20 protein-coding genes are annotated in these 26,724 nt (G+C 70.6%); 11 read left to right on the forward strand and 9 right to left on the reverse strand.

Annotation, left to right across the window (positions count from 1 at the left end; translation table 11 throughout):
- Positions 1-49: 49 nt before the first annotated feature.
- The 4 genes from rfbF to ACSRUE_RS38490 are packed head-to-tail and all read left to right on the forward strand — an operon-like array spanning position 50 to position 3,874.
- Positions 50-820 carry a glucose-1-phosphate cytidylyltransferase gene (rfbF, locus tag ACSRUE_RS38475; RefSeq protein ID WP_437769875.1) on the forward strand — a complete coding sequence of 257 codons (771 nt, stop codon included), beginning with the start codon at positions 50-52 and terminating at the stop codon, positions 818-820.
- Positions 817-1,893 carry a CDP-glucose 4,6-dehydratase gene (gene rfbG, locus ACSRUE_RS38480; protein WP_437870461.1) on the forward strand — a complete coding sequence of 359 codons (1,077 nt, stop codon included), beginning with the start codon at positions 817-819 and terminating at the stop codon, positions 1,891-1,893. Before rfbF ends, rfbG begins: the two co-directional genes overlap by 4 nt.
- Positions 1,890-2,840, forward strand: coding sequence for an NAD-dependent epimerase/dehydratase family protein (locus ACSRUE_RS38485; RefSeq protein WP_441287917.1), 951 nt, complete (start codon positions 1,890-1,892; stop codon positions 2,838-2,840). The genes rfbG and ACSRUE_RS38485 overlap by 4 nt, the downstream gene beginning before the upstream one ends.
- The gene (locus ACSRUE_RS38490; protein WP_437769145.1) at positions 2,837-3,874 is read left to right on the forward strand and encodes a glycosyltransferase family 2 protein; all 1,038 of its coding nucleotides are present in this window, start codon (positions 2,837-2,839) and stop codon (positions 3,872-3,874) included. Before ACSRUE_RS38485 ends, ACSRUE_RS38490 begins: the two co-directional genes overlap by 4 nt.
- Here ACSRUE_RS38490 and ACSRUE_RS38495 read toward each other — a convergent pair.
- The 4 genes from ACSRUE_RS38495 to ACSRUE_RS38510 all read right to left on the reverse strand — a co-directional run bounded on the left by ACSRUE_RS38495 (position 3,832) and on the right by ACSRUE_RS38510 (position 9,580).
- Positions 3,832-5,565: a DUF6798 domain-containing protein gene (locus tag ACSRUE_RS38495; RefSeq protein WP_441287918.1), complete on the reverse strand. Its 1,734-nt coding sequence runs from the start codon at positions 5,563-5,565 to the stop codon at positions 3,832-3,834. The two genes, ACSRUE_RS38490 and ACSRUE_RS38495, sit on opposite strands and share 43 nt — an antisense overlap.
- A gap of 138 nt (positions 5,566-5,703) precedes the next feature.
- Positions 5,704-6,435 carry an aquaporin Z gene (gene aqpZ / locus ACSRUE_RS38500; protein ID WP_437769147.1) on the reverse strand — a complete coding sequence of 244 codons (732 nt, stop codon included), beginning with the start codon at positions 6,433-6,435 and terminating at the stop codon, positions 5,704-5,706.
- Positions 6,436-6,645: 210 nt separating this feature from the next.
- Positions 6,646-8,595, reverse strand: a complete 1,950-nt coding sequence (locus ACSRUE_RS38505) for a GNAT family N-acetyltransferase (protein ID WP_441287919.1) — start codon at positions 8,593-8,595, stop codon at positions 6,646-6,648.
- A gap of 178 nt (positions 8,596-8,773) precedes the next feature.
- Positions 8,774-9,580 carry a class I SAM-dependent methyltransferase gene (locus tag ACSRUE_RS38510; RefSeq protein ID WP_437769149.1) on the reverse strand — a complete coding sequence of 269 codons (807 nt, stop codon included), beginning with the start codon at positions 9,578-9,580 and terminating at the stop codon, positions 8,774-8,776.
- 234 nt (positions 9,581-9,814) lie between these two features.
- Between ACSRUE_RS38510 and ACSRUE_RS38515 the strand changes: the two genes are divergently transcribed.
- Positions 9,815-10,357, forward strand: a complete 543-nt coding sequence (locus ACSRUE_RS38515; protein WP_012234603.1) for a DinB family protein — start codon at positions 9,815-9,817, stop codon at positions 10,355-10,357.
- Between the two features lie 84 nt (positions 10,358-10,441).
- Here ACSRUE_RS38515 and ACSRUE_RS38520 read toward each other — a convergent pair whose 3' ends face one another.
- A complete protein-coding gene (locus tag ACSRUE_RS38520; protein ID WP_441287920.1) occupies positions 10,442-11,938 on the reverse strand; it encodes a hypothetical protein in 1,497 nt (498 codons plus the stop codon).
- A gap of 594 nt (positions 11,939-12,532) precedes the next feature.
- On the opposite strand from ACSRUE_RS38520, the gene ACSRUE_RS38525 reads away from it, so the two are divergent.
- Positions 12,533-12,874: a hypothetical protein gene (locus ACSRUE_RS38525; RefSeq protein ID WP_437769151.1), complete on the forward strand. Its 342-nt coding sequence runs from the start codon at positions 12,533-12,535 to the stop codon at positions 12,872-12,874.
- A 70-nt stretch (positions 12,875-12,944) separates the two neighbouring features.
- On the opposite strand, the gene ACSRUE_RS38530 is transcribed toward ACSRUE_RS38525, so the two are convergent.
- Entirely contained in the window at positions 12,945-13,901 is a 957-nt protein-coding gene (locus ACSRUE_RS38530; RefSeq protein ID WP_437769152.1) for a LysR family transcriptional regulator, read from the reverse strand.
- Positions 13,902-14,107: 206 nt separating this feature from the next.
- Between ACSRUE_RS38530 and ACSRUE_RS38535 the strand changes: the two genes are divergently transcribed.
- From ACSRUE_RS38535 to ACSRUE_RS38545, 3 genes are all read left to right on the forward strand, one after another.
- A complete protein-coding gene (locus tag ACSRUE_RS38535) occupies positions 14,108-14,731 on the forward strand; it encodes an RNA 2'-phosphotransferase (protein WP_437769153.1) in 624 nt (207 codons plus the stop codon).
- A gap of 872 nt (positions 14,732-15,603) precedes the next feature.
- Positions 15,604-16,353: a glutathione S-transferase gene (locus tag ACSRUE_RS38540; protein WP_441287921.1), complete on the forward strand. Its 750-nt coding sequence runs from the start codon at positions 15,604-15,606 to the stop codon at positions 16,351-16,353.
- A gap of 625 nt (positions 16,354-16,978) precedes the next feature.
- Positions 16,979-18,763, forward strand: a complete 1,785-nt coding sequence (locus ACSRUE_RS38545; RefSeq protein WP_441287922.1) for a hypothetical protein — start codon at positions 16,979-16,981, stop codon at positions 18,761-18,763.
- Positions 18,764-18,943: 180 nt separating this feature from the next.
- On the opposite strand, the gene ACSRUE_RS38550 is transcribed toward ACSRUE_RS38545, so the two are convergent.
- The gene (locus tag ACSRUE_RS38550; RefSeq protein ID WP_441287923.1) at positions 18,944-20,284 is read right to left on the reverse strand and encodes a hypothetical protein; all 1,341 of its coding nucleotides are present in this window, start codon (positions 20,282-20,284) and stop codon (positions 18,944-18,946) included.
- 299 nt (positions 20,285-20,583) lie between these two features.
- Between ACSRUE_RS38550 and ACSRUE_RS38555 the strand changes: the two genes are divergently transcribed.
- On the forward strand, positions 20,584-21,717 hold the full coding sequence (locus ACSRUE_RS38555) for a hypothetical protein (RefSeq protein ID WP_441287924.1): 1,134 nt from the start codon (positions 20,584-20,586) through the stop codon (positions 21,715-21,717).
- 671 nt (positions 21,718-22,388) lie between these two features.
- Here ACSRUE_RS38555 and ACSRUE_RS38560 read toward each other — a convergent pair.
- Positions 22,389-22,808 carry a hypothetical protein gene (locus tag ACSRUE_RS38560; RefSeq protein WP_437769159.1) on the reverse strand — a complete coding sequence of 140 codons (420 nt, stop codon included), beginning with the start codon at positions 22,806-22,808 and terminating at the stop codon, positions 22,389-22,391.
- A gap of 586 nt (positions 22,809-23,394) precedes the next feature.
- On the opposite strand from ACSRUE_RS38560, the gene ACSRUE_RS38565 reads away from it, so the two are divergent.
- Positions 23,395-25,056 carry a glycoside hydrolase family 43 protein gene (locus ACSRUE_RS38565; RefSeq protein ID WP_441287925.1) on the forward strand — a complete coding sequence of 554 codons (1,662 nt, stop codon included), beginning with the start codon at positions 23,395-23,397 and terminating at the stop codon, positions 25,054-25,056.
- Positions 25,057-25,134: 78 nt separating this feature from the next.
- Here ACSRUE_RS38565 and ACSRUE_RS38570 read toward each other — a convergent pair whose 3' ends face one another.
- Entirely contained in the window at positions 25,135-26,697 is a 1,563-nt protein-coding gene (locus ACSRUE_RS38570) for an RtcB family protein (protein WP_441287926.1), read from the reverse strand.
- Positions 26,698-26,724: the final 27 nt, after the last annotated feature.

Consider the following 26,724-nt stretch of genomic DNA (forward strand, 5'->3'; position numbering starts at 1 on the left):
CGTGTAAGTTCCGTCGTTCTGATCTATCCTCCGGCGCCCCATGGAACCCATGAAGGTCGTCCTGCTCGCCGGAGGCTTCGGAAGCCGGCTCGCCGAGCACACCGAGGCTCGTCCGAAGCCGATGATCGAGATCGGCCCGTATCCGATCCTCTGGCACATCATGCAGATCTACGCGGGCCACGGGTTCAACGATTTCGTCGTGGCCTGTGGCTACAAGGGCGAGGTCATCAAGGATTACTTCCACAACTTCTACGTTCGCAGCACGGACTACGTGGTGAACCTGCGCGACGGCGCCCAGCGCTTCGTCCGCAGCGCCGCGCCCGACTGGACCGTGGCCCTCGTGGACACGGGGCTCCACACGATGACGGGCGGCCGGCTCCGGCGGCTCGACGGCTGGCTCGACGGCCCGCGCTTCATGTGCACCTACGGCGACGGCGTGGGCGACGTGGATATCCGCCGCCTCGTCGAGTTCCACAAGTCCCACGGCAAGCTCGCCACGGTCACGGCCGTCCGCCCGCCGGCGCGCTTCGGCGGGCTCTCGCTCGAGGGCAACCTCGTCCGCGAGTTCTCGGAGAAGCCCCAGTCCGGCGAGGGCTGGATCAACGGCGGGTTCTTCGTGTTCGAGCGGCGCGCGCTCGACTACATGACCGACGACACCACCGTGCTCGAGCGCGAGCCGCTCGAGCGGCTCGCCTCGGAGGGCCAGCTCGCGGCGTACCGGCACGACGGCTTCTGGCAGCCGATGGACACGCTGCGGGAGAAGCGGCTCCTCGAGTCGCTGTGGGAGTCGGGCAAGGCGCCCTGGAAGACCTGGGCATGACCGGCCGCGGCGGCTCGTTCTTCGCCGGGCGCGCGGTGCTCGTCACCGGGCACACGGGCTTCAAGGGCAGCTGGCTCTCGCGCTGGCTGACGCTCATGGGCGCGCGCGTGGTGGGCTTCTCGCTGCCGCCGGAGGGGCGGCCGAACCTGTTCGAGCTCGCGGGCATCGCGGGCGACGTCGCCTCCGTGACCGGTGACGTGCGGGATCTGCCGGCGCTGCTCTCCGTGGTCGAGGAGCACCGGCCGGAGATCGTGCTGCACCTCGCGGCCCAGCCGCTCGTCCGGCGCTCGTACCGCGAGCCCGCGGAGACGTTCGCGACCAACGTGATGGGGACGGTGAACGTGCTCGAGGCGTGCCGGCGCGTGGGCTCCGCGCGCGCCATCGTCGTCGTGACCTCGGACAAGTGTTATGAGAACCGCGAGTGGGTCTGGGGCTACCGCGAGGACGAGCCCATGGGCGGGCACGACCCGTACAGCAGCAGCAAGGGCTGCGCCGAGCTCGTCACGGCGGCCTACCGGCGCTCGTTCTTCTCCGGCAGCGGCGCGGCGGTGGCGTCCGCGCGGGCGGGGAACGTGATCGGCGGGGGCGACTTCTCCGAGGATCGGCTGGTGCCCGACATCGTGCGCGGCGTCGCCGCCGGGGAGCCGATCGTCATCCGCAACCCGCTCGCGACCCGGCCCTGGCAGCACGTGCTCGAGCCGCTCGGGGGCTACCTCCTGCTCGCGCGGCGGCTGTGCGAGGCGCCCGCGGCCCACGAGGGCGGGTGGAACTTCGGGCCGCGCGACGGCGACACGTGCGCGGTCGGCGGCGTCGCCGAGCGGCTCATCCGGCAGCTCGGGCGCGGCGAGCTCAGGCTCGTGCCGCCCGAGCACCGCTCCGGCCCGCACGAGGCGCAGCTGCTGCACCTCGACATCAGCAAGGCGCGCGCCCGGCTCGGCTGGACGCCGCGGCTCACGCTCGACGAGACCCTCGCGCTGACGGCGCGCTGGTACCGCGCGTACCTCGACGACCCCGCGTCGAGCCGCGCCGAGCTCGACGCGCAGATCCGCGCGTACGGGGTCGACCTCGCATGAGCGCCGGGCTCGGTGCGGTCCTCGTCACCGGCGCCACGGGGTTCATCGGCGCGGCGCTCGCGGCGCGGCTCGCGGCGACGGGCGCGCGGACGGCGTGCATCGTCCGCGCGGAGAGCCCCCGCCGGGCGCGGCTCGCGGGCATCGCCGGGGTGGAGATCACGCCCGTCGCGTCGTTCTCGACGCCGGAGCTCGCGCGGGCCGTCGCGGCGATCCGGCCCGAGGTGGTCTTTCACCTGGCCGCGTCCGGGGTGAACCCGAGCGAGCGGGATCCGGAGCTCGTGGTGGACGGGAACGTGGGGTTGACCACGCGCCTGCTCGCGGCGCTCGAGGCGCACCGGCCGGCGCGCTTCCTCCACGCGGGCTCGTGCTCCGAGTACGCCCCGGCCCCGGAGCCCGCGCGCCTCCGCGAGGACCACCCGCTCGATCCGGCGTGCGTCTACGGCGCGGCCAAGGCGGCCGCCTACCTCTGCGGCAAGGCCGTCGCGGCGCGGCTCCGGATCCCCTTCGTCGCGCTGCGGCTCTTCGGCGTCTACGGCCCGGGCGAGGGCCCCACGCGCCTCATCCCTCACCTCATCGCGCGCTTCCGGGCGGGCGAGGCGCCGGCCCTGACGCCCGGCGCGCAGGCGCGCGACCTCACCTACGTCGACGACGTGGTCGAGGCGCTGATCGCCGCCGCGACGTCGAGAGGCCTCGAGTCCGGTGTGTACAACGTGTGCTCGGGCGCGCCGGTGCGCGTCCGCGAGGTGGCCGAGCGCGTCGCGCGCTCGGCGGGCTGGCCCGGCGGCGACCTGGGCCTCGGGCGCCTCCCCTACCGGGACGGCGAGCCCATGTGGATCGTCGGGGATCCATCCCGCTTCGCGGAGGCGACCGGGTGGCGGCCCCGGATCGCGCTCGACGAGGGGGTGCGGCGCATGATCGAGGCCGCCGATGCAGAGAGGGCGCCGTGAGCGACGCGGGGAGCAGGCGCAGGCTGATCTCGATCGTCGTGCCGGTCTACAACGAGGAGCGCAACGTGGCCCCGCTGTACGAGGCGATCACCGCGGTGATGCGCCGCATCGCGGATCGGTACGACCACGAGCTCGTCTTCACCGACAACCGCAGCACCGACGGGACCTTCGACGAGCTCGTGAAGCTGGCGGCGCGGGACGAGCGGGTCCGCGTCTTCCGCTTCTCTCGCAACTTCGGCTTCCAGCGCTCCATCTACACGGGATACATGAAGGCGCGCGGGGACGCGGCCGTGCAGATCGACTGCGACCTGCAGGACCCGCCGGAGCTCATCCTCGATTTCGTGAAGGAATGGGAGGCGGGCGCCCAGGTGGTTTACGGGATACGCCGCAGCCGCAAGGAGGGCTATCGCATCACCCTGCTCCGGCGGGTGTTCTACCGCCTGATCGATTTCCTCAGCGAGGATCACCTGCCCCACGACGCGGGCGACTTCCGGCTGGTGGATCGCCGGGTGCTCGAGGTGCTGCGCCAGGTCGACGACACGAAGCCCTACCTGCGCGGGACGCTGGCCACGCTCGGGTTCAAGCAGACGGGCATCGCCTACGATCGGGCCGCGCGGGAGCGGGGAGAGAGCAAGTTCCGGATGAAGGATCTCGTCGGGCTGGCGCTCGACGGCATCCTCAGCCACTCGACCGTACCGCTCCGGGTCGCGACCTACACGGGGCTCGTGGTCTCGGCGCTGACGCTCCTCGCGATCGCGGGCTACGCCGTCGGCAGGGTCGTCTATGGCGCGGACTGGCCTGCTGGCTTCGCGACGACGACGCTGCTCATCCTGCTCTCGCTGAGCATCAACGCCCTGTTCCTGGGGATCATCGGCGAGTACGTGGGCCGCATCTACCAGCAGGTGCGCAGGCGCCCGCTCACGATCATCGACCAGAGCGTGGACCGGGCGCCGCCGCGCGAGGCGGGCGCAGCGCCCCAGGCCGAGATCCGTTATTCGCGGACGTCCAGCACGGTGAACCCGCGGTTGGAATAAGCCGTCTTGTACCTGCGCAGCTCCTTGTTCTGGCCGCGGCGCACGACGACGTAATCCACGCCGTAACGTTGCCGCAGGGTCTGGACGCGGGCCTCGTCGAGGCTGCTATAGCCCTGGAGATCCCGGTGGCTGCGGATCTTGCGCCCGGTGACGTCCTCCAGCCGGCGGATCCACTCGAGCACCTCGCCCGGGACGATGGGGTTCGACTTCCAGTCGACGACGATCGGCCGCTGCCCGTGGTAACGCATCCTCTCGTTGTCCGGCGGCGTCAGGAAGATCGCGTCGACAGGGGTGCTGGCCTGCATCCAGGCGAAGAGGGCCCGCTCGTCGGCGCGCAGGCCGGAGAGGACGCTGGAGCTCCGGCGGACCTCCTGGAGCCTCGGCGCGAGGAAGGTGAGCAGGACGGCGACCGCGGCGGCGAGCCCCACGAGCGCGCCGCCGCGCTGCCAGAGCGCGCGGGCGCGCGCGAGGCCGGGCTCGGGCACGAAGCGCCGGGCGGACTCCGAGGCGAGCCAGGACAGCGCGGCAACGGCCACGACCCCGGCGGCCAGCGCCGGGAGGCGCGCAGACTCCTCGACGCTGCCGTGCAGGGCGAGGGCCCCGAGGCCGCCGACGATCAGGGCCATCGCGGTGACGCCGTAGCGACGCCCGGCGGAGGGCTCGAGGATGACGCGCACCGCCCCCGCGCACGCCAGCGCCGTGAGGAGCAGCTCCACGTGCGGGGTGATGCGCCACGGGAAGAGCTGCGTGACCGGGCGCAGCTGCGCGAGCGCCGAGAGGCCGACGCCCGTCCAGATCACGAGGAGGAGCGCGAGGATCAGGGTGACCAGCCTCGCCGCGGGGCCCTTGCGGTTCCTGGTGAGCGGCACGGCCGCGCCCAGCCCGAGCAGGTGCCACGCGATGAAGCCGAGGAAATCGCGCTCGCGGCCGTGGATCATGAAATGGTGAGGGGCCCGGATGGTGGTGTAGATCTCCTGCGCGAGCCGCGCGTCCTTCGCCCCGGCGGTGGCGAGGATCATCGGCGCGAAGAGCGCCAGCACCGCCAGCGGCGGCAGGAGCTGCCGCGAGGCGCGGCGCCAGAGCTCTTTCGGGTCGCGCACGCCGAGCCCGAGGTGCGCGAGCGCGTACGCGCCGAAGAAGAGGATCAGGTAGTTGGCGTGGAAGAGGCCGCTCACGGCGAGCGCGATGCCGGAGGCGAGCCACTGGCCCCGCACGAAGAACGGCACCGAGATGAAGAACGCCGCGGTGCCGAGCGATGAGGGCTGGAGGATATAATCGAACGCGAAGATGGCGCAGGCGCCCCGGGTGCGCGTGAGCGTGGCGAACGCGACGAGCAGGAGAAAGCCGGGCAGCGCGTGGCGGCGATCGACGAGGGCGCGCAGCAGGAAGTAGAGGGCTGCCGTGCCGGCGCCGATGACCACGGTCTGGGCGATGCCGACGGCCCACCCCTTCTCATTGAGCGCGAGGAGCCCGGCAGCCAGGTACTTGAACGTGGGGTGATAGTGCGTCGTGCTGGTCGCGAACCAGTCCCGCGCGAGGATGTCGGGGTGCACGAGCCGCAGCGACCCGAGCATGTACACGACCTGGTTGTTGATGCCGCAATTCCACCCGAACGAGGCCCCGAACAGCAGCGATACCACCGCCGCCAGCGTGACCTCAGCGCGATCCCTGATGCGTTCTAGCCCGGACATGGCGGCGCGAGACTAGCGCGCGGCCGAGCGCACCGCCAAGGGGCAGCTCGCTTGCTCTCGCGGCGTGTCCGCCGGCGTCTTCTCGGCCGCCTCAGCCTCCTGGGCCTTGTCCCCCTCGTCCCCCTCGTCCCCCCTTCGTCAGATTGCGGGCGGCGACGTGACGACGGCCCGGCCCGGCCTCGGGCCCACGAGCACCGGATAGAGGACGCCGGCGAGCACGCCGCCGGCGAGCGGGGCGAGCCAGAAGAGCCAGAGCTGAGACAGCGCCCCTCCGCCGACGAACAGGGCAGGACCGGTGGAGCGCGCCGGGTTCACCGACATGTTCGTGACAGGGATTCCGATGAGGTGAACCAGCGTGAGCGCGAGGCCGATGGCGATCGGCGCGAACCCGCGCGGCGCGCCGTGATCGGTCGCGCCGAGGACCACCGTCACGAAGCCGAACGTGAGGACGATCTCGGTCAGGAGGCTCGCGAAGAGCGAGTATCCGCCGGGCGAGCGCCCGCCGTAGCCGTTCGACGCGAAGCCTGCCTGCACGGCGAACCCGGCGGCGCCGCTGGCGATCGCATAGAGGATGCCGGCGGCGACGATGGCGCCGGCGATCTGGGCGAGGACGTACGGCAGGAGGTCTCGCGCGGGGAAGCGCCCGCCGGTGATCAGGCCGAGCGTCACGGCGGGGTTGAAGTGCGCGCCCGAGATGTGGCCCACCGCGTAGGCCATCGTCAGCATGGAGAGCCCGAACGCGAGCGCCACGCCGAGGAAGCCGATCCCCATCCTGGGATACGCCGCGGAGAGCACGGCGCTCCCGCAGCCGCCGAGCACGAGCCAGAACGTTCCGAGAAACTCTGCGGCCGTACGCCTGGACAACGACATCTCCATCTCTTCTTCTCCCCTGCGGAAGGCCCCCTCGGCGCGGGCCGAGGCGCGGCGGCGGCCGCGCCCGGCCGTGGGGCCATCCGACGGCTGGCGCAGGCCGCACGGTCGACCGGCGGGCACCCGCCGAGGCGATGCTCCACCGGCCCTTCGTCGACATTGGATGAGCTCCGGCCCGCCGCGTTGCGGTCGGACCGCTTCGAGCGCCCCTCACGGATGCTCGATCTTCCGCAGCCGGTACGCCCGCGCGTCCCACAGCGAGAACGCCCGCTCGCCGCTCGCGAGGACGTCGAACCCGTGGCGGGCCGCGAGCCGCGCAACGTCGGCCGCGTCGCGCGCGGGGTCGCCGCGGTACGAGTAGCCCAGGACGACGAGCTCCCCGCCCGGCCGCAGCGCCCGGCGCGCCTCCGCGACGAGCCGATCCACGACCTCCGCGCCCGCGGCGACGACGTACGGGAACGAGTCGACCGCGTACACGAGATCGAAGCGGGCCGACGGCGCGTCGCCCAGATCGACGCCCGACGAGACCGCGAGCACGACGTTCGAGCGCCCCGCGCAGCGGCGCCGGGCGGCCTCGATCATGCGCGGCGAGACGTCGAGCCCCCACGCCTCGCGCACCCTCGGCGCGAGCGCCGCCTCGAAGCGGCCGATCCCGCAGCCGATCTGCAGGATCGCGCGGTCCTCCCCGATCGCGCCCCACCGCTCGAGGAGCTCGACCACCTCCCGCGTCGCGCGCTCGAGGATCTCCGGATCGCCGAGCGAGTACGCGGCGACGCTCGCCTCCTCCGAGCGCTCGCAGAGCTCGTCGAACAGCCGCGCGGCGGAGCGACAGGCACCCCGGGCGTCCTCCCCGGCGACGCGCGCGTCCCGGTGCGCGCCCAGCATCGCCGCCACGGTGGCGAACGCGGCGCGCCGCTCGTCCAGGCAGCGGCGCAGCGCCTCGAGGCGCGCCGCCCGCTCCCCCTCCCCCGCCGCCGGCCGCGCGGCGTGCGCGGCGTGCGCGGCGTGCGCGGCGTCGATCACGCGCGCGGCGGCCGCGAGGTCCCCCGCGACGCCGAGCAGCCGCACCAGGCCGACCTCCGGCGACGCCTCGCCGGACATCACGGCCTGCACCGCGCCCTCGCCGTCGCTCTGCCCGTCGTCCCGCCCGGGCCCGCGCGCGCCCCGGCGCCGCAGCCGTCGGCGGAACGTCCAGCGGTCGACGGCGCCCCAGTCGTACTTGTACGGCTCGCGGCCGCGGAGGAAGTCCACGGTCCGCGCGCCCTCGCGCGCCGCGTGCTCGATCGCGCTGGCGAGCATCACGAGCCCCGGGCTGTACCACGCGAGCTCCGGATCGAAGCCGGTGATGTACGACGCGAGCCCGCCGCGCTCCGCGAGCCCGTAGAGCGACGCGATGATCCGCCCGTCGAGCCGCAGGCCGAAGAGCCGCAGCGCGCCCCGCGCGCACAGCGCGCGCGCGGCCTCGCGGTGGAACGGCCGGAGCGCCTCGTCGAGCACGCCCCCCTCGCCGCGCGAGCGCCAGCGCGCCTTGTGGTTCGCGAACAGCGCGTCGAGCAGCTCGTCCACGCTCGCCGCGTCGGCCACGTCGAGGCGCAGGTCCCCGGCCCGCGCGAGCCGCTTCCGCGCGCGGGCGACGCGCGCGCGCATCCCCGCGGGAAACAGCTCGTCCGGCGCGGCGCCCTCGGGGATCGTCACCGCCGGACACGCCTCGTGCCTCTCGACCTCGTCCGACCAGCCGGGGGGCGCCTCGGCCAGGAGCAGCGGCGACGACGCGCGCAGGTCGTGGAGATCGGCGACGTCCCACGCGCCGGCGCGCTCTTCGAGGCAAGCGAGCGCCGCGTCCGCGACCGCGCGCTCGTACCCGGACGCGGCCAGGACATCGTTGTAATCGGTGATCCCGGCGCCGAGCAGCGCGACGACGCGCTCGTCGCCGATGCGGTGAACCGCGAGGGGCGCGAGGCCGACGAGCCCCCTGTCCGACCGGAAGACCAGGGCGAGCACCTCCTCGGGCCCGAGCGCGCGGCACCACGGGATCAGCCACTCCGGCCGCTGGAACGTCGTCGCCGCCGGGCAGCGCTGCCACAGCGCGCTCCACGGCTCCCGCAGCGCCTCGAGCTCCTCGCGGCGGCTCAGCACCTCTACGTCGAGTCGTTCGCTCACCTGCCCTCCGAGCGGCGGGCTCAGCGCTCGTCGGTCGTCGTCGAGCGCGCGCGGGCGCTCACCGGGCTCCCCGCCCCTGCCGGCGCCGTATCCTCGCAGAGGCGCGCGGCCACGCAACCGGGGCGCGCTATCTCGGAGAGGGCTCTGGAGAGCTCGAGCCAGCCGGCCCGTCGCCTCTCTAGGCCCCTCCCGCGCGCGCCACGGCGAAGATCAGGTGACGTTGCAGCCGGATCCCCTCCGGCGCGCGGCGGCGCTCGAGCTCGGCCGCGAGCGCTGCCTTGACCCGCGTGGCCTCCGCCGGATCGAGGTTGGACAGGAAGTTGCCGAACGAGCTGGCCAGGTAGAACGCGATCACGTCGTCCGTGTCCGCGAAATGGTCCGTGAAGGTGCGGATCTGGAGCCTCGGATCCTCGAAGCCGGCGAGCAGGAGGGTGCTCGTCAGGTCGTCCGAGGTCACCTTGTAGGTCGTGCTGCCGAGCGTCTCCGCGGTGGCGGTCACGCCGAGAGACGACCGCACACCCTCGATCACCTGCTCGAGCTCGTGCGGGCGCTCCCTGGCGGCCGAGCTGATGCCGAGGCGCCCTCCCCGCTTGAGGACCCGGCGCGCCTCGCGCAGCGGGCCGAGCTTCTCGGGCAGCCAGTGGAGCACGCTGTTCAGGAACACGACATCGAAGCTCCCGGCCGCGAACTGCGAGAGATCCTCGGCCTGCCCGACGCTGGCGCGGAAGTTCGGCCGGCGCTTCTCGTTCGCCAGCTCGACCCGGAGCGGCAGCGGATCGACGCCGGCCACCGCGCCGGAGGGGCCGACCCGCTCGGCGACGTAAGCCCCGAGCCGGCCCGTCCCACACCCGACGTCGAGGACGCGCTCGCCCAAGGAAATCTGGAGATCTTCGATGAGCAGCTTTCCGTGGTTGAACTGCCGATCGCTCACGCGATCGTACGTCTCGGCCAGGACAGCTGAATCGAGCGAAAGGCTGACCATCATGGCTCCTTGAGAGAGGAGGTGGAGATCGGCGAAAGACGGGGGCCGAATGGAGGGTCTCCCCGAGCGCCACGCGTCTGCTATCGAGGACAATAGTCCGCCATAACGGACCGAGCAAGCGCTATCTCGATGGCTGCGCGCGATGTGCGCGTGATGGCGGCGGTGCTGGCCCGGTTTCGCCGTCGGGGGCGGGCGTGGTAGCGTTCGCGCCTGCTCTCGAACAATGAGGAGTCGCTCATGAGCTGGATCGACCAGTACCGCGCCTTGGCTCGCTACAACCGGTGGATGAACGACAGGCTCTTTGCGCTGGTCGGCGAGCTCGACGACGTGGAGCGCAAGCGCGATCGCGGGGCCTTCTTCCGGTCGATCCACGGCACGTTGAACCATATCCTGCTCGCCGACCGCACGTGGATGGGGCGCTTCACCGGCGGCGCGGAGCGGTTCGTCTCCCGTGATCCGAGCGGGAAGGCCATCGAGATCACCGCGCTCTCGCAGGAGCTCTACGCGGACTTCGGCGATCTCTCCCGCGAGCGCGCCAGGACGGACGCGGATATCCTCGCGTGGGTGCACGAGATCGATGACCGGGCGCTCGCGGGCGACCTGACGTACACGCGGAGCGGGACGGTCTACACCTCTCCGCTCTGGTGGTCCGTGGGGCACTTCTTCAATCATCAGACCCATCACCGCGGTCAGGTGACCACCCTGCTCACGCAGATGGGAATCGACCCTGGCGCGACCGATCTGATCGCGATGCTGCGGGACGAGAGCCGCGGGCGATGACGCGCGCCTCGCCCCCCGGCGAGCGCGGATGTTCGACGGTCCGATAGCACCTTGGGCGGGCGGGCGGGCGAGGCCAGCCCGGGATCAGCGGGCGGCGCGCCGCCGGCCGTCCTGCCGCGCCAGGCTCGCCGCCCTGACCTCGACGAGCGGATTGCGCGCCTCGGCGGCGCGCAGCCGCTCGAAGCGCTCGATCCTCGCGCGGTTGCCGCTCTGCCGCAGCGTCCGCGCGAGCACCACGCTCTTGGCGAGCCGGATGAACCGCAAGCGGTGGGCCGAGTCCACGTCCTCGACGTCTCTCCTGCCCGCCCGGGGCCCGAATTCGCGTTCGTAGGCGGCCCGGAGCCGGTGCTCTCCGTGGAGGCCCAGCGCGTCCGAGAGCCCCTCGAGCGCGGCCCGCTCCGCCGGGGTCGACCACGAGAGGACCCTGGAATAGGGCGTCGCCATGGTCTCGTGATCGGGCTTGATGACGAAGCGGCGCAGGAACACATCGGACGTCGCGACCGGCACATCGCCCGTCGCCTGGTGGAGGAGGGCGTACGCGAACGCCTCGTTCATCCCCACGAGCTGGTTCCGATCGTAATCGGCGCCGTCGACGCGCTTCCCGAGGCGATCGACGCCCGCGAGGGCGGCGAAGAAGAAGCTGCTGAAATCGGTGTAATCCGCCTCGTCGATCTCGGGCGTGCAGCCCGACGCGGGGCGGTCCCGGGTCGCCGCGAAGAAGCCGACGATGTCGCGCTCGACCAGCTCGCCGTCGGGCCTGCCGCCCTCGAAGAGGAGGTTCGCGAACGAGCCGGAGTAGCACTGGGCCATGACGAGGACGACGGGGGTGCCGCCGGGCAGCTCCTTCACGCGGGCGGCGAGATCGCGCACGGACAGCGCTCCGCCGCCCCAGAGGTCGAACACGTTGTTGTCGAGGTCGTGCCCTGGATCCGGGCTCCCGTGGCCGGCGAAATAGAGCAGCAACGGGTCGGCGGGGCGCGCATGGACGAACCTGCGCCAGATCGCGTCGAACCCCGGGCGGGTGGTCGCCCCGTCGATGCGCGGCAGCCTGGGCGCGCGGTAGCGCGTCTGGTCGCCGTCGAGGAACTGCACGCTCCGCGTGCCCCGGCGCCCGTCGGCGAAGAGGACGCGCCGCTCTGCCCTGGCCGGGAGCAGCGACTGGAAGTACCGGATGTGGCCTTCGATGGCCACCTGGTTCATGGGCGGCCTCGGGCCGCCGCCCACGACGAGCGCGCGCCAGGCCGCGGGCTCGGGGGAAGCCGGGGCAGGCAGGGCGGGCGGGGCGGGCGAAGCCGGGGGCGCGGCCGGCGCAGGCAAGAGGGCCTGCGGCGCGGCCGGCGCAGGGCGCGGCGGGCGCCGCGGCGAGGGGGCTGGCGCACGGCGCGGCGAGCCCACCGGCGCGGGGCGCGGCGGGTGAGCCTGCGGGGCGGCCGGCGCGGGGCGCAGCGGGCGCGCGCCCGCCGTCGCGGCGGTCGCCGTGGCGACGGCGATCACAGCGACCCGGAGGAGCAGATGGTGCGCGGCGGTCACGTCCTCGGCCTCGGCAGCGCGCGCATCGCGGCGCTCGATTCTAGGTAGCACGACCGGCTCCCCCGCGTCGACACGCGCTCTCTCGATCTCTCGGCCGCCCAACCGGCTTGGCCCGGCCCACGTGGGTTACATCGAGCGCGAGCTACACTGGGGACGCCTGGTTCCGTGGCGAGCGCCACCGGGATGCCCTCGCTGCGTGCTCGTGGGCCTCCACGAGGGCGCCGCGCGTCGCGTGTCGGCCTGTTTCTGTCTGCCAGGCAGTCTGTCGGCCAGCATTCAAGCAGGCAGTCTGTCGGCCTCTCTCCTTCTGGTTCAATCGGATCCAGGGGAACGCGATCTCCGACGAGGACCTGCGCCAGCCGGCAGCATTCCGCCGCAGGCGGGGCGAATTGCATCGCCGAGCCCATCCTCGACCACAGCAGAGATCCCCTGCTTTCACCGCGGTCTCCGCCAGGTGACCGCGACGCGTCGCGGGCACGACGGCGCGGTCCGGCAGCGCGGCGGGCTCCGCGGCGCGCCGCGCTCGGTCCAGGGAGCCACCGTATGGCCGAGGTCGACCCTCGCGTGCCCGGATCTTCTCATCGACCTCTGGCATGCGGATTGCCGTTCCCGCGCCATCGATGCACGAGCACAGGAGGGAAGACCATGTCGGACAGCTCATCGAAGACGACCATCGTTCATGACGAGATCCGCCAGTGGGCAGAATCGCGCGGAGGCCGCCCGGCGACGGTGAAGAGCACGCAGGAGGGCGGCGAGCCTGGCATCCTCCGCATCGATTTCCCCGGGTACAGCGGGGAAGACACCCTGGAGGAGATCTCGTGGGAGGACTTCTTCGACAAGTTCGAGGAGTCGAACCTCGCCTTCGTGTACCAGGAGAAGACAGCGGACGGGCAGCCGAGCAACTTCTCCAAGCTGGTGAGCCGCCCGGCCGACGTCGGCGGCAAGAAGGCGAAGCAGGGCAAGCAGAAGTCGAGAAAGGCGGCCTGAGCCCGGAAGCCAGGACCCGGCCGGGAGACCGGCAGAGACCGGCACGCGGCAGGAAGTGTGATGCCGGGGCTCAGCGCCGGCGCGCGGGCGGTGTCGGGGCGGCGTCGGTCGCGCTCGACGCGCCCGACGCGCTCGACGCGCCCAACGCATGGTTTCTCTGCCACGCCGCGGCGTGCGCGAGCAGCGCGTCCCGGAGCTCCGCGGCCGCGCCCTGGAGCTCGCCGCCGCGCCGGCGGACGAGATAGAAGACCTTGCGCGGCAGCTCGGGCAGCGGGCGCGCGACGAGGCCGCGGGGGAGGCGGCAGCAGGCGTTGACCACCGCGATGCCGACGCCGAGCTCGACGAAGTGGAGCATCAGCTCCCAGCCGTTCGCCTCGACCGCCGGTTCCCAGCGGACCCCCGCCGAGAGCAGCGCCTGCGCGAGCAGGGCCCGGTGGGGCCGCGACGGGCCGGGGACGACGAGCCGCGCCCCCTCGAGGTCGCGCAGCCGGATGTGGCGCTTCCGGGCGAGCGGGTGGCCGTCGGGCACGACCAGGACCTGCGCCACCTCGGTGAGGCGATCGGCGGCGAGCCCGTCCGGCGCCCCCTCGAGCGGCGCGACGCCGAGGTGCGCCTCGCCCGCCGCGACGGCCTCGATCGTGCCCTCGCGGTCGCGCGTGAGCAGCCGGAGCGGGGCGGCGCCACGCGCGGAGAAGGCGCGGATCCCCTCGCCGAGCAGGTAGAGGTACGAGCCCTCCCCGGCGCAGAGCACCACCGGCTCCCGGCTCTCGCCGTGGCGGAGCACGTCGAGGAACGAGCGCGTCCGCTCGCCGACCTCGCGCCCGAACGCGGCGACGCGCTTGCCGTCGGCCGTGAGCTCCAGCCGTTGCCCGCGCCGCTGGTAGAGCGTGACGCCGAGCGCCTCGCCCAGCTTGCCGATCTGGGCGTGGAGCGCAGGCTGCGAGACGTGGAGCGCCCGCGCCGCGCGCGTGAAGTTGAGGTGCTCGGTGAAGACCACGAAGGCGCCGAGCCAGTCGAGGTTGAGCATGGCGGCAAGCTATCGCGAAACGCGATAGCGACTCCAGAAATACTTCTTCCGCATGATAGCCGGGCGTCTATTCTTTCCTCTGCCGATTCCCTTCACGGTTTCGGTCCCGGTCCCTGCACCGTCCAGGGGCCTTCCGGAGGCCTCTGCGTGCCCGCGCGAATCGCGGGCCGCGGCTCCGGCTCACGAGAAGAGAATGGAGCTTGACGATGGGCCGCGATCGCTTGACCGACACGAGCAAGAAGCTCTCCTGGCTGCTCCGCCACGCGGCGCCCTCGCAGGGCGTCGCCATGGACGACGCCGGCTGGGTGGCCGTGGACGACGTCCTCAAGGCGCTCCGGATCTCCCGGCCGGTGCTCGACGAGGTGGTGGAGAAGAACACGAAGAACCGCCTCGAGATCCGCGGCGACCGGGTGCGCGCCTCGCAAGGCCACTCGCGCGACGGCATGCCGGTGACGCTCGCGGGCCTCGAGGCGTCGTGGGAGGAGGTCCACGGCGACGCGTCGATCTGGCACGGCACCAGCGTCGACGCCGTGAGGGGCATCGCGCGCCACGGGATCCGGCCGGCGGCGCGCACGCACGTCCACTGCACCGACGCGCTGGGCAGCGCGGTGGGCAAGCGCGCGAAGGTCGACGTGATGCTCGAGATCAGCCCGGCGAGGCTCCGGGCGCGCGGCGTGCGCGTGTTCCGCAGCCAGAACGGGGTGATCCTGGTGCGGGAGGTGCCGGTCGAGTGCCTCGTGGGGCTCTTGCCCATCGTGGCGCGGGCGCAGCGGGAGGCCGAGGCGCTCCGCGCGATGCTCTTCGGCGACGGGTCGCGCGGGGCGGCGTGATGTCCGGATAGGCCCAGGCGCTTCGCGCGACGCGGATCATCGGTGCGTCCTCGAGCCGCCAAGCGTGGGGACCAGCTCGTCGCCCTCGACCGCGAACGCGCGCCCCACGACGGCAGCGTCGCGAGACAGGTCGTCGAGAAAGTCAACGGGGCGTCATCACTGAGCCTGCACGTAGAGCGAGAACGGGAATTGCCCTCCCCGTCGATGAAGGTCGCGTCAGGGACGTCGAGCACGAACTCGTGCATGCCGGCGCCCGCGGCCCCCCACGGGGCGATCCGGGTGTCGATGACGTCGCAAGGGCATGAGTTGCTGAACGACTGCCACTCTTCGTCCGACCGTCGGCCTCTGTCGATCAAGCGCGAGGGCCGGAGGGCCGGGGAGTTGCATCACTCGTTCGCCTCTATTTCTCGGCTTTCGAGCTGCTCGGGTACGAGCCCGGCGTGCGCTGGGAAGACGGGCTCGGTCGGACGGCGGACGACCTCTCGGACCTGCGGGTATGCTTGGGCTGGTACTCGAAGAAGACGTGATCCTTGTCCGCGAGGACGACGAAGAAGTGTCCCTTGCGGCACGGCCCGGGCTTCTTGTCCTTGCGCTCCTGGATGGCCCCGGGCTGGATGGAGACCCCGGTGGCGTCCGTGGACAGGCGACGCCCTGGAGCGGGGCCGCTTCCCCGTCGCCAGAGCTGCTCGCATCCGTGACGGACCGCTCGGCCTCGTACACGACGCGTGCGAGCACGATGCGGCGCATTCCGCCGCGCTCGTAGCCGGCGGCGCAGCGCAGGGGGCACCGGCTCGTGTGTCCACGTCGGATCCGGCGGGCCGTTCGGCGGCGCGCCCATTGACCGCGGCCCTCGCCGGCGCGATTCATCCATCATGAACGCGCCAACGTACGAGCTGTACTATTGGCCTGGCATTCAGGGCCGCGGCGAATTCGTGCGCCTCGCGCTCGAGGACGCCGGCGCTCCTTATGTCGATGTCGCCCGCCTGCCCACGGCGAAGCACGGCGGCGTCGCCGCCATGCAGAAGCTCATGAAGAGCCACGCGCTCGCGCTCGAGCCCTTCGCGCCGCCGTTCCTCCGCTCCGGCGATCTCGTGATCGCCCAGGTGGCCAACATCCTCTTCTACCTCGGCCCGCGCCTCGGCCTCGCGCCGGACGACGAGGCGAGCAGGCTCGGCGCCCATCAGCTCCAGCTCACCATCACCGATCTGGTCGCCGAGGTGCACGACACGCACCACCCCATCTCCGTCGAGCTCTATTACGAGGACCAGAAGCCCGAGGCCCTCCGCCGCAGCCAGGCCTTCCTCGCCGAGCGCATGCCCAAGCTCCTCGGCTATTTCGAGCGCGTCCTCGAGCGCCACGGCGGCCGCCACGTCCTGGGAGGCGCGATGTCCTACGTGGATCTCTCGTTGTTCCAGGTGATCGCGGGCCTCCGCTACGCGTTCCCGCACGCCATGGCCGCCTTCGCGCCCAGGATCCCCGGGCTCGTCGCCCTGCACGACCGCGTGGCCGAGCGCCCGCGGATCGCGGCCTACCTGGCCTCGGATCGGCGGATACCCTTCAACGAAGACGGCATCTTCCGGCACTATCCGGAGCTCGATCCGGCGCCGTCGAAGAGGCGGTGAATCCGCCCGACGCGATCTCGAGCTTCGTGCGGGTCGCGCTCGCGCAGAGAACGCTCGCGACGCTGCACCGCGCGTGCGTCACGCGTCGTCTCGACGCTGAGCCGCTGGGGCGGCGTGGAGCAGCTCGCGCCCCTCATCGCGCGGGTCGGTCCTCGTAGGTCTCGAGCAGCACCCACCGCCCGCCCTCGAGGCGGTACACCTCGAGCGTCGCCGGCTGAGCTCGTAGGACCGATTCCCTAGCTGTAACCTGTACGGTACATGGACAGCACTACGTACAGCGCGCCCCCCCACACCTGTCCGGGCGCCCACTCGCGATACGCGCCGACATGGATCGACAACGTCCGCATTCAGCGATGAATCTGCACGCGAGATTTGCTCATGTCGCGCGCCACGCGCATTGTGGGGGTTGCGTTACGTATGCGGGAGATGTTACGGGTGGGCCTGCGTCATTCTGAATTTTTCCTCGATGAGCAGCCCCGAATGCCTCTCCTGGAGCTCTTGGGCGGTAAAGCAGCAATCACGCCGACTCCTGCCTGACTGCGACAGGCACGGGACTTGCCGTGCGCCGGCCCCCCACGGGTGCCCACCCCTTGGGCCTTCACCTCTTCACTCGTAACAGGAGCCAATGAGAACCAGGCACACGGTCGCACTGCCCCTCTTGTGCCTCGGTGTCATCATCGCTGCCAGTTGCAGCGATACGGCGCCCCCGCCCATCGGCCCCCCGCCCGACGAAACGCTGCCGGCGGGAACGAACATCTCAGGGGGCGACACGACAGAAGCCCTCGACGCCATCGCCGCCAACTGGCAGCCCTCGCTCGACCCCGATTACAACAACCTGACCCCACGGCCGGGTGTCGAACCCGCGACGAAGGGGCAAACGGACGACGTAACCGTCACGGCCACCGAGCTCGTCTTCCCCAGAGCGACGCACCCGGAAGTTCTCACCTGGAAGCCCGGGCGCATCGTCGTCGCGGGACCGGGTGCAGGCGCAGGGAGAAACCCCATGGGCTTTGCTCGGCGCGTCGTGAGCATCGCCGAGCAGGGAGCGAACATCGTCGTCTCGACGGAAATCCCCGTCCTTCAAGAGCTCTTCGAGGGCGACGTGCAGATGACGTTCGACCCCGCCAAAGCTCAGGAAGTCGACTTGACCAAGCTCGACCTGGAGTGGGCCGCCGAGAATCTGTACGCCAATGTCGACTTTTCCAGCGAAAGCCCCGGAGTTCTCACCGACAGCTTCCCCCTCGAGGCAGGCGACGTCGGTGAGGACGGCATGTCGCTGCCTCCGGCGATGCCTGGCGATCCGGCCTTCGGTTGGCTCGCCAAAGCCGCGAAGAAGGGCGTCAGCGCCGTCGGGGGCGCCATTGGCGGAGCGGCGAAGGCCATCGCGAGCGCGTCGAACACCGTTTGGCAAACCGTGACAGCGAAGAGCTTTGACGGCAGCGTTCCGCTGGACAAGGAAATCAGCAAGTCGGTTTCACAAGACTTTCTCGACCTCGACTACAAGAAGACCTTCAACCCCTCGGGCAAGTTGCCGCTGGAGCTAGGCATCAAGGGCAACGCAATCGTCACCGGCACGCTGGCCTTCAACCCGAAAGTGCAGGTCGGCTTCACCGTTCCGGGGCTGGGATCCATCGGAGGGGACAAGCCGTTTGCCTTGTGGGTCAACGCCGACAGTTACCTGCGCGCATCAGAGAAGATCGATCTCGCGTTCAAGGCTACCCTCGAGTCGGCCGGAGGCAAGTCGGGGGTCGACCTGGAGAACCTCTTCAAGGAAGCGCCCACGACCCGGGCCGAAGTCGAGACGCACACCAAAGAATTCTTCATGGGCCATCCGGATCTCAAGCCGGGCACGGCCTGGACGAAGACGATCTTCATCTCCAAGCCAGTGACACAAACGGTCGCCGCCGGCCCCGTGCCGGTGGTCTTCACCGAAACGTTCCAGCTCGATCTCGAGTGCGGCCTCCAAGCGCAGGCGAACATCACCGCGGTGCTCGAGACAGAGCAATCGCTGTCGCCCCCGACCAGTTTACCGTGGCTGGCTTCATGCCAAGCGGCGATACCACGTATGGTGCAGGTGGGCGCACGGTGCAGCTCACGGGCGGCGGCCATTGCGGCTGGAATACGGTCACGGGCGGCAACCCGATCGAGGTCGTCCCACCGCTCCAGCTCGTGGTTGCGCTCGTCACCCCCGCCACGTTGCTCAAAGACGCCACGCAGCGACCATGAGCGCACGGAGAGGCCGACCTGCAAGCTTTCCGTTCAAGCGCTTGGAATTGCTGGCGCTTGGAACTGCTGGCGTCCCCGGATCAGGATCGGGAATTTAGCGACAGGACTCGCTCTCGACGCCGCCCCTGGGGCCGCACTGCCCAACCCGGCTGCGACTGGACCGTCGCCCATTGCGGGGACGTAGGGCCTCGGGCGTGATGCGGGTCGCGCTGGAGGGGCTCGACGATGGATCCGATTGTGATCTACATCGCGCTACTGGGCCTCGACGAGGGCCCCGGCTGAGGGTCGACCCCCGCCGGAGGCCCTCGGGCGCCTCATCCGCCAGCGGTCGGGTCGAAGCGCTGGACATGCCTGTGCCAACACCTCATCGCCGCGAGCTCACGGCGGCCGCACGCTTCTTGAAGCGCGACCTCAGCACCGCAAACGCCAATGCACCTGCCGCCACGAGGCCCACGCCGACAACCGTCGCGTTCGAGGGCGACCCACCGTAGGGCGACGTCGATGTAGGCGCCGATTCCACCAGGCGAATGGCCAGATCATCAAATAATGCCGCGGCCTCCCCCCGATTGGTGATTTGCACGTAATAACGCCCCTGCGGCAGCTCCAGCGACGCCTCGAATCGACCACCCGCACGCGTGAATGCTGCCCGTGCCCCGAGCGCCGTTGCCTCGTCGACCAGCTCTCCGGCCCGAACGACGGCCTCCAGGTCACGCTCGGCGCCCCCGGCGACGCGGAGCGAAAGGATCGCCTTTCCCGCTGCCGGCGATTGCCCACGGAATTGCAGGACCGATCGCGGCAGCGGCGCGTCCGGCACATCACGCCGCCCGGGAACCAAAAACCCATCCGCATGGGCGCGCGTCATCGCCCCAGGGTTGAGCTCGAGCACCCGCTCTTCCAGCAAGAGCCCATGCTCCTCCGCTGCGCGCTGCCACATCGCGGCAAGCGCCGGGTCCATCGATTGCAGCTCCACGACCAGCCCGCGAGCCCAAGGACCAAGCGCTTTCGGAGGCGACGCCGTGTGGACCAGGTAGCGCGTGAGACCCTCGACGAAGCGGTCCTTTCCCTCCGTGTACACACCCCACAATGCGCTCGAAATAGCCAATGAATCGTTATGGGCGGCGCCGGTACGGGCTTCCGGGAAAACAACCTTTATACGAAGAGATCGAGCGGCCTCCGTTGGAAATGCCGAACGCTCTCCCCAGACCGGATCGCCGCTCTTGACGGCCGCGTAGAAATCGGCGAGGGCTTCTTTGATGATCGCAGGGTCGTCCGAGCTGCCTGCGGCGTCGAGGGTCCAGCGGCTTTCGCCCAGCATCGGATGCATCCAGACGTGCGCAAGCTCGTGCGTCACCACGTCCGGATCGGCGCAAAGCTGCGAGCCGCGCACGCCGAACAGAATGGCTCCTCGCCCGTCGCAGAGCGACGAATCACGAAGCACCTCATTGCAACCTCCCCATTCATCGGCGGACGTGATGCTGCGCGCGTTCGCTTCGGCAAGGTTCGCGATGAGCAGAATGTCCGCATGCCGAGCGGCGTCTCCGAAGGCAAGGCCTGCGAAGAAGGCATTCGCGCTGCGAGCATGCGTATCCAATCGTCCGAGCGCCTCGACGGCCGCGGCGGGCAGCGAAGGGTCGACCTTCTTGACGAAGGCCGTGCAGGGTGCTTGTTCGGAGCGGACGCACCACCGAAGGTCGAGCTGGGTCACGGTCGGTCGGCTTGTTGCAGCAAGGTGAGCGAGGGCTTTCTCGCAGTATACGCGGCACGCCGCCACGCATCAAACGACTTCGGCCACGAGAGCTCGCTCTGGTCGGGGCCGGAGCAGCAGGTTCCTGTACACCGGGCAGAACGCGTTTCGACAGGGAGGAGCGCCGACAACGGCGAGCACACAGATCGCGGCGAGCGCGAAATCACTGGCGAGCCGCCGCCCCTCTTCGTGGTCTTGAGGTCCGCGGAGGCTCACCCCATCTTCGTGCTTGAGCATATCGCCTCCTGGAGCTCGTCACGATGGAGAGTCATCCCGAGCCGCTCCTCTGGGGCTACAACGTCCACCGGGAGGCTGACCGCCAGGCCATGCTCGAGGTCCTCGGGCTCACGAGCGTCGCGGAGCTCTTCTCCCCCATTCCCCAGGAAGAGAGCCTCGGCAGGGAGCTTCGCCTGCCTCCTCCCCACGGCGAATGGGCGCTCGGCAGGCACCTGCGGGACCTCGCGTCCAGGAACGCATCCACCCGGAGCCACCTGAGCTTCCTCGGCGGCGGGGTCTACGAGCACCACATCCCCGCGGTCGTCGACAGCCTCACCTCCAGCGAGCGGTCGGTGACGGCCTACACCCCCTACCAGCCGGAGATGAGCCAGGGCCTGTTGCAGATCCTCTTCAAGTACCAGCGCATGCTCTCGCTGCTGACGGGTCTGCCGATCGTCAATTCGTCGCTCTACGATGGCGCGACGGCCATGGCGGAGGCAGCCTGGATGGCCTGCGCGGCCACGGGCCGGCGACGCGTCCTCGCCGCCTCGCGCATCTGGCCCGAGTGGAAGTCGGTCCTCGAGCTCTACATGCGCGGGCGCGGGGTCGAGGTAGACTACGTCGCCACGGATCCCGCGTCGGGCCGGCTCGATCTGCGCTCGCTCCAGGAGTCCTTCACCCGCCCCGCGGCCACCTTCATCCTGCGGACCCTCAATTCCCTCGGCATCCTGGAGGACATCCCGGCCGCGGCGGACTCTTGCCGGCAGCACGGCGCCCTCGTCCATGTCTCCTGCTACCCGATGATGCTGGCGCTCCTGAAGGCACCGGGCGAGCTCGGGGCGGACATCGTGACGTGTGAGGGCCAGCCCCTCGGCCTGCCGCTGTCAACCGGAGGCCCCTCGCTCGGTGTACTCGCCTGCGCGAAGCGGCTGCGCGAGCTCATGCCGGGGCGGCTCGTCGGAGAGGTGAGGGACATTGACGATTACACCGCGCTCGGCCACCGCGCCTACGGCGTGGACGACGGCAGCTATCCGCTCGGGAGCTGCACGATGAAGTACAATCCGAAGCGCCACGAGCCCCGGGCGAACCTGGAGGGGTTCGCCCACGCCCCCCCGAGCGCACGCTGCCCGGCCTCCGGGAGCTGCTCTTCCACCTCGCCGAATGGTTCGGGGAGCTGACGGGGATGGACCACTTCACCCTGCAGCCCGCGGCCGGCCCCCACGGGGAGCTCACGGGCCACATGATCATCCGCGCGTGGTTCGAGTCCCGGGGCGTGAAGCGGGATGTGATCCTCATCCAGGACTCGGCCCATGGCACGGCCCCCGCGTCACCTGGTGACCGAGTTTCCCGTGCTCGACGCCTACGTCAAGCGCTGTTAGGCGCGGCCAGCCTTCCCAAAGGCCTTGCGCGACCAGATGGCGGACTACGCTCGAAACGCTCCAGTCGCAGCCTGAGGCTGTGAATGGCCAAGCCCTTCGCTCCCCGTGGCGGGCTCGACGTTCGGTCCAAGCTTGCTCACCGGTGCAGTGCCACCGGCGGCCCGAGCAACCGACCGGTCGTCTCGTGAACGAGCCGGGCCGCCACCTCATCCCCGAGGGTGACGGCGCTCATCCCCGCGCATCCGACGGATCGCACCGGTTCGCCCCCGCGGAATCGTCCCGCCAGAAGCGCCGGGCGCTGGCGCGCAGAGGACAGCGCCGCTCGAGCGACAGGAATCTTACCTGACGCTCTACAGACGGCCAGGCACGCCGCGCGTCAGGCGGAACGCTCTCGAGCAGGGCCGGGGGCCGGAAGGAGAGCGCGCGCCTTGCGCGAGGTGCGGAGTAAGGCGAGAGCAGGGCGCGGCGCTTCAGAAGGCGGCGTCGCGGAGCTTCGCCTTGTACTCCGCCTTGTACAGATCATGACAGGCCTTGCAGCTCGCCTTGGCGCCGTCGATATCGCCCTTCTTGGCCTTCTCCGCGCCGTCCTTCGAGATGGCGACCCACTTGGGCATCCCGGGCGGCGGCTTCGACGCCACATAGTCCAGCGCCGACGCGATCTTCGCGCCGTCGCCGCTCGTGGTCGCCGACTGCATCACCGTCTTCATCCAGCCCTGCATCGGACAGGCCTTCTGTCCTTTTGCGCCGCAGCCAAAATCCTTCCCCTCGGCGACCGATGCGGGGACGTCCGCCTTCCCGCCCGCGGCCCATGCTGCGCCCACAAAGCCGCCGGCAGAGCCGATGCCGACGCTCATGATCATGGCCCCCATCAGCTTCCTACTCATCGACATCTGGCGTCTCCTGATCCGGTGAAAGAGCAAGCTCGACAACCCCATCGCAGCCCCAAATGTGATCGTTCACATGGACGACGTCAATCCAAATTAGCCGATGATGGGGCGAGCTCTTGGCCGGAGCGCGCGCTCGAGTCGTCGCGCACAAGAGGCGATACCCGGGGCGCCGGTCGCCTGTGGCATCGAGCGCAGCCGTCCGTGCGCAGGCCGGCATCGAGGCGCCAGCCGTCCGTGCGCAGGCCGGCATCGAGCGCATCGAGCCTGCGATCACCGCGGTCCGGCGCCCGCCCGCCCCCCGTGACGCGGCGCTCCGGAAGAGCTCGCCAGCGCAGTCCTCCCTTCGGGATCGAGGATCCCGCCCGGGCCGGTCGATTGGGTTTGACACCAGGAATGTGATCGTTCACATTTTGAAAGGGTATACTTGTGCTTTGCCCTGGGGGGGTCGTCCTGCGTGCCTTTGCGCGGGCTGCCCTCTCATTGGAGGGCGCCTCCGTCGAGTCAGCACCAGGGGTGCGGGGCGCCGGCAATTTCGCTCGCGAGAGGATTCAACGTGCGCTTAAATACAACGTTCTACCGAGCAAGAAGAATGACCCTGTCGGCGATGGCGCTGGGCCTCGTCGCCGCGATCCCCTCCCCCGCTCGGGCGGACAACCCGATCGTGCAGACCTTTTACACGGCCGACCCCGCGCCCATGGTGCACGAAGGCAGGTTGTACCTCTACACGTCCCACGACGAGGACGTCACGGTGAACAACTTCTACACCATGAACGACTGGAGGTTGTACTCCACCACGGACATGGTCAACTGGACGGACCACGGCTCGGTGGGGGGCTACAAGACCTTCAAGTGGGGAACCGACAATGCGTGGGCGCCGCAGGGTGTCGCCAGGAACGGCAAGTACTATCTGTACGTGCCGCTGAACAACAACACCGGCGCGAAGATCGGCGTTGGCGTATCGGACAATGTGGCAGGCCCGTTCATGGACCCGCTGGGAAAGGAGCTGGCCGTGGCGCCCGGAGGCGGCAACATCGACCCGACGGTGTTCGTCGACGACGATGGACAGGCCCACATGTACTGGGGGAATGCCAAGCTCCGGCACGTGAAGCTGAACTCGGACATGATCAGCACCTCGGGAAGCATCACCGAGGTGCCGTTGAGCGGCTTCACCGAGGGGCCGTGGCTCCACAAGCGAGGGTCGCTGTACTACCTCGTCTACGCCGCCATCGCCGGGACCGAGAAGATCAGCTACGCGACCAGCAACAGCCCGACCGGGCCCTGGACCGTCCGCGGCGACATCATGGGCGCTGGCCGGACCTACACCAACCACGCCGGCGTCGTCGACTACAAGGGGCACTCGTACTTCTTCTATCACAACAGCGCATTGCCGGGCGGCAGTGACTTCAAGCGCTCGGTCTGCGTGGAGGAGTTCACCTACGGCGCCGACGGCAGCATTCCGAAGATCATGATGTCCACGAACGGACCGTCCGCCGTCGACACGCTGGACCCGTTCAAGCAAGTCGAGGCCGAGACCATCGCCTTCTCGTCCGGGCTCAAGACCGAGGTGTGCACCGACACCGGCGCCGGCATGAACGTCACGTCCATCAGCAACGGCGACTACATCAAGGTGAAGGACGTCGATTTCCTGGACGGCGTGACCTCTTTCGAGGCGCGGGTATCGTCCGCAGCCAGCGACGCGAAGATCGAGCTCCACCTCGACAGTCAGAACGGCACGCTGCTCGGGACGTGTGACGTCTCGGGCGCGTCGTCCTGGACCACCAAGACCTGTGCGGTGACCGGGGGCAGCGGGAAACACGACCTGTTCCTGAAGTTCGTCGGTGGCGGCGGCGACCTCTTCAAGTTCAACTGGTGGCGGTTTACCGGACCCACCATGCCGGGTGACGGGGGCGACGGAGGAGGCGGCGCCGGCGGCTCGGACCAGGGAGCGGGCGGCAGCGGTGGCAGCGACGGCGCCGGGGGCGCGCCCACGGGCACCGGCGGCAGCGCCGAGGCCGGGGGTACGACCTCGGGCAGCGGCGGCTCGGTCACCGGAGCCACCGGCGGAACGACCGGCTCCGCCAGTTCGGGCAGCGGCAACGGCGCCGGCCCCTCCGGCGGGAACGACGGGGCCGGCAACGACTCGGACAGCTCGTGCGCTTTCCGGACGGGCGCGAGCACCGGGGGAGGTGGACTCGCCGCCGCTCTCTGGCTGGCCGCTTCTGCGCTCGTTCTCGGGCGTCGGCGCCGGTAGCCGCTCGGCGGGTGGAACCGGGAGCCCGCACAGCTCGGGCTCCCGCTCGCGGGCGGAGCTGTCGTCCGGCGCGTGCCCTCATCCCTTGACCGTGACGAGCGGCCAGAGTCGCGCCACGCGCCGCGCGATCCCTGCCTCCTCGACGGAGCGCACCACCGGCGTGATGGGCTTGTAGGCATACGGCGCCTCCTCCTTCATCCGCTGGTGGTACTTCGCGAGGATGTCGCGCCGCCGCCGCACGTGGGGCGCGTCGGGGTCGAGCGGCGTCACGACGTGCAGCTTCTCGACCGCGCGCCGGTAGACGTCCTCGTCCGCGTGCGCGGAGCGGCCGCGCGTGAGGCTGCGGCCCGCGCCGTGGCACGCGCTCGCGAGCAGCGCCGCGTGCCCTGCGCCCGCGAGCACCCAGCTCGAGTCGCCCATCGAGCCGGGGATGATCACCGGGTCACCGGTGTACGAGAACGCGCCGCCCTCGCCGTCGGGTCCCCCGGCGGGCGTCGCGCCCTTGCGGTGCAGGTAGCGCGGCTCGGCCCCGTCGGGCTCCCAGATGAGGTTGTGCGGCGCGTCGTACACGAGCGTGCTCGTGACGTGACGGCCAAGGACCTCCCGCATCGCGCGCACCACCATGAGGCCCAGGAAGAGGCGGTTCGCGAACGCGAAGTTCGCGGCGTTCCGCATCGCGTCGAGGTAGACGGAGGCCTCGTGGGCGTGGGGGCCCACCGCCGGCAGCACATAGAAGCCGTGCGCCGGATGGGGCACCCCCGCCGGGTACAAGGCGCGCGCGCGCTCGTTGAAATAGCCGCCGACCGCGTGTCCGAGCCCGACGGAGCCCGCGTGGGCCATGATCGTGACGGCGTTCTTCGAGAGCCCGAACGAGCGCGCCGTCGCGCCGTCGACCAGCTCGTCGACGGCCTGTATCTCGACGAAATGATTGCCGCCGCCGACCGTGCCGATCTGGATGTCACGCCCGTCCGCCCGGCCCGACGCCTGGATGTACGCGTCGAACGCGAACGTCCCACGCGCGGGGAGCCCGCCGTGGAAGTGCACGCGATCGAGATCCGCGCGCTGGGCGCGAGGATCGTAGTGGGCCCACAGGCCCGTGCGGGCGTTGTCCGCCGCCGTCTCGTGCAGCCCGGACAGGCCGTCACGGAGCATGGCCGCGCGCTGGCGCGGCGACATGGGGATATCGCGCTGGCCCTGGAAGAAGATCGCGCGGAGCCGCCGCTTCAGGGCGCCGATGTGCGGCGCGAGCTCGTCCCGGTCCACGTCCGTCGCGAGCAGGCGCATGCCGCAACAGACGTCGTTGCCCACGGCCTGCGGCACCACGAACCCGCGGGCATCCACGACGGTGCCCACGGGGATGCCCGCGCCCTTGTGAAAGTCGGGCGTGAGCACGATGGAGCGGATCTCGCCGGCCGTGCCGCCCCAGAACGGGGCGATCCTGCCGGCCTTCTCCCATGTCCGAAGATCGCGGAGCGTGCCTTCAAGCGAGGCGAACCGGAGGAGCTCCTCGATGCCGTCGGCCTCGACGACGACATCCTCCCTGGCCACGAGGGTGATCGGAATACCGAACGGATTGTCGATGCGGGCCGTCGCGCCATCCAGGCGACGCACCACCGCATCGAGATGCAATTTGCCAACCATGCTGCTGTCCAATCCACGAAGACGCAC

Origin of the sequence: Sorangium sp. KYC3313 (assembly GCF_052075895.1) — a bacterium.
Classification (GTDB): Bacteria; Myxococcota_A; Polyangia; order Polyangiales; family Polyangiaceae; genus Sorangium; species Sorangium cellulosum_B.

Coding starts and splice junctions, on each gene's coding strand:
- rfbF (WP_437769875.1), top strand. CDS start 50: ATGAAGGTCGTCCTGCTCGCCGGAGGCTTCGGAAGCCGGCTCGCCGAG.
- rfbG (WP_437870461.1), top strand. CDS start 817: ATGACCGGCCGCGGCGGCTCGTTCTTCGCCGGGCGCGCGGTGCTCGTC.
- ACSRUE_RS38485 (WP_441287917.1), top strand. CDS start 1,890: ATGAGCGCCGGGCTCGGTGCGGTCCTCGTCACCGGCGCCACGGGGTTC.
- ACSRUE_RS38495 (WP_441287918.1), bottom strand. CDS start 5,565: ATGTCCGGGCTAGAACGCATCAGGGATCGCGCTGAGGTCACGCTGGCG.
- aqpZ (WP_437769147.1), bottom strand. CDS start 6,435: ATGTCGTTGTCCAGGCGTACGGCCGCAGAGTTTCTCGGAACGTTCTGG.
- ACSRUE_RS38510 (WP_437769149.1), bottom strand. CDS start 9,580: ATGATGGTCAGCCTTTCGCTCGATTCAGCTGTCCTGGCCGAGACGTAC.
- ACSRUE_RS38515 (WP_012234603.1), top strand. CDS start 9,815: ATGAGCTGGATCGACCAGTACCGCGCCTTGGCTCGCTACAACCGGTGG.
- ACSRUE_RS38525 (WP_437769151.1), top strand. CDS start 12,533: ATGTCGGACAGCTCATCGAAGACGACCATCGTTCATGACGAGATCCGC.
- ACSRUE_RS38530 (WP_437769152.1), bottom strand. CDS start 13,901: ATGCTCAACCTCGACTGGCTCGGCGCCTTCGTGGTCTTCACCGAGCAC.
- ACSRUE_RS38535 (WP_437769153.1), top strand. CDS start 14,108: ATGGGCCGCGATCGCTTGACCGACACGAGCAAGAAGCTCTCCTGGCTG.
- ACSRUE_RS38540 (WP_441287921.1), top strand. CDS start 15,604: ATGAACGCGCCAACGTACGAGCTGTACTATTGGCCTGGCATTCAGGGC.
- ACSRUE_RS38545 (WP_441287922.1), top strand. CDS start 16,979: ATGAGAACCAGGCACACGGTCGCACTGCCCCTCTTGTGCCTCGGTGTC.
- ACSRUE_RS38555 (WP_441287924.1), top strand. CDS start 20,584: ATGGAGAGTCATCCCGAGCCGCTCCTCTGGGGCTACAACGTCCACCGG.
- ACSRUE_RS38560 (WP_437769159.1), bottom strand. CDS start 22,808: ATGTCGATGAGTAGGAAGCTGATGGGGGCCATGATCATGAGCGTCGGC.
- ACSRUE_RS38565 (WP_441287925.1), top strand. CDS start 23,395: ATGACCCTGTCGGCGATGGCGCTGGGCCTCGTCGCCGCGATCCCCTCC.
- ACSRUE_RS38570 (WP_441287926.1), bottom strand. CDS start 26,697: ATGGTTGGCAAATTGCATCTCGATGCGGTGGTGCGTCGCCTGGATGGC.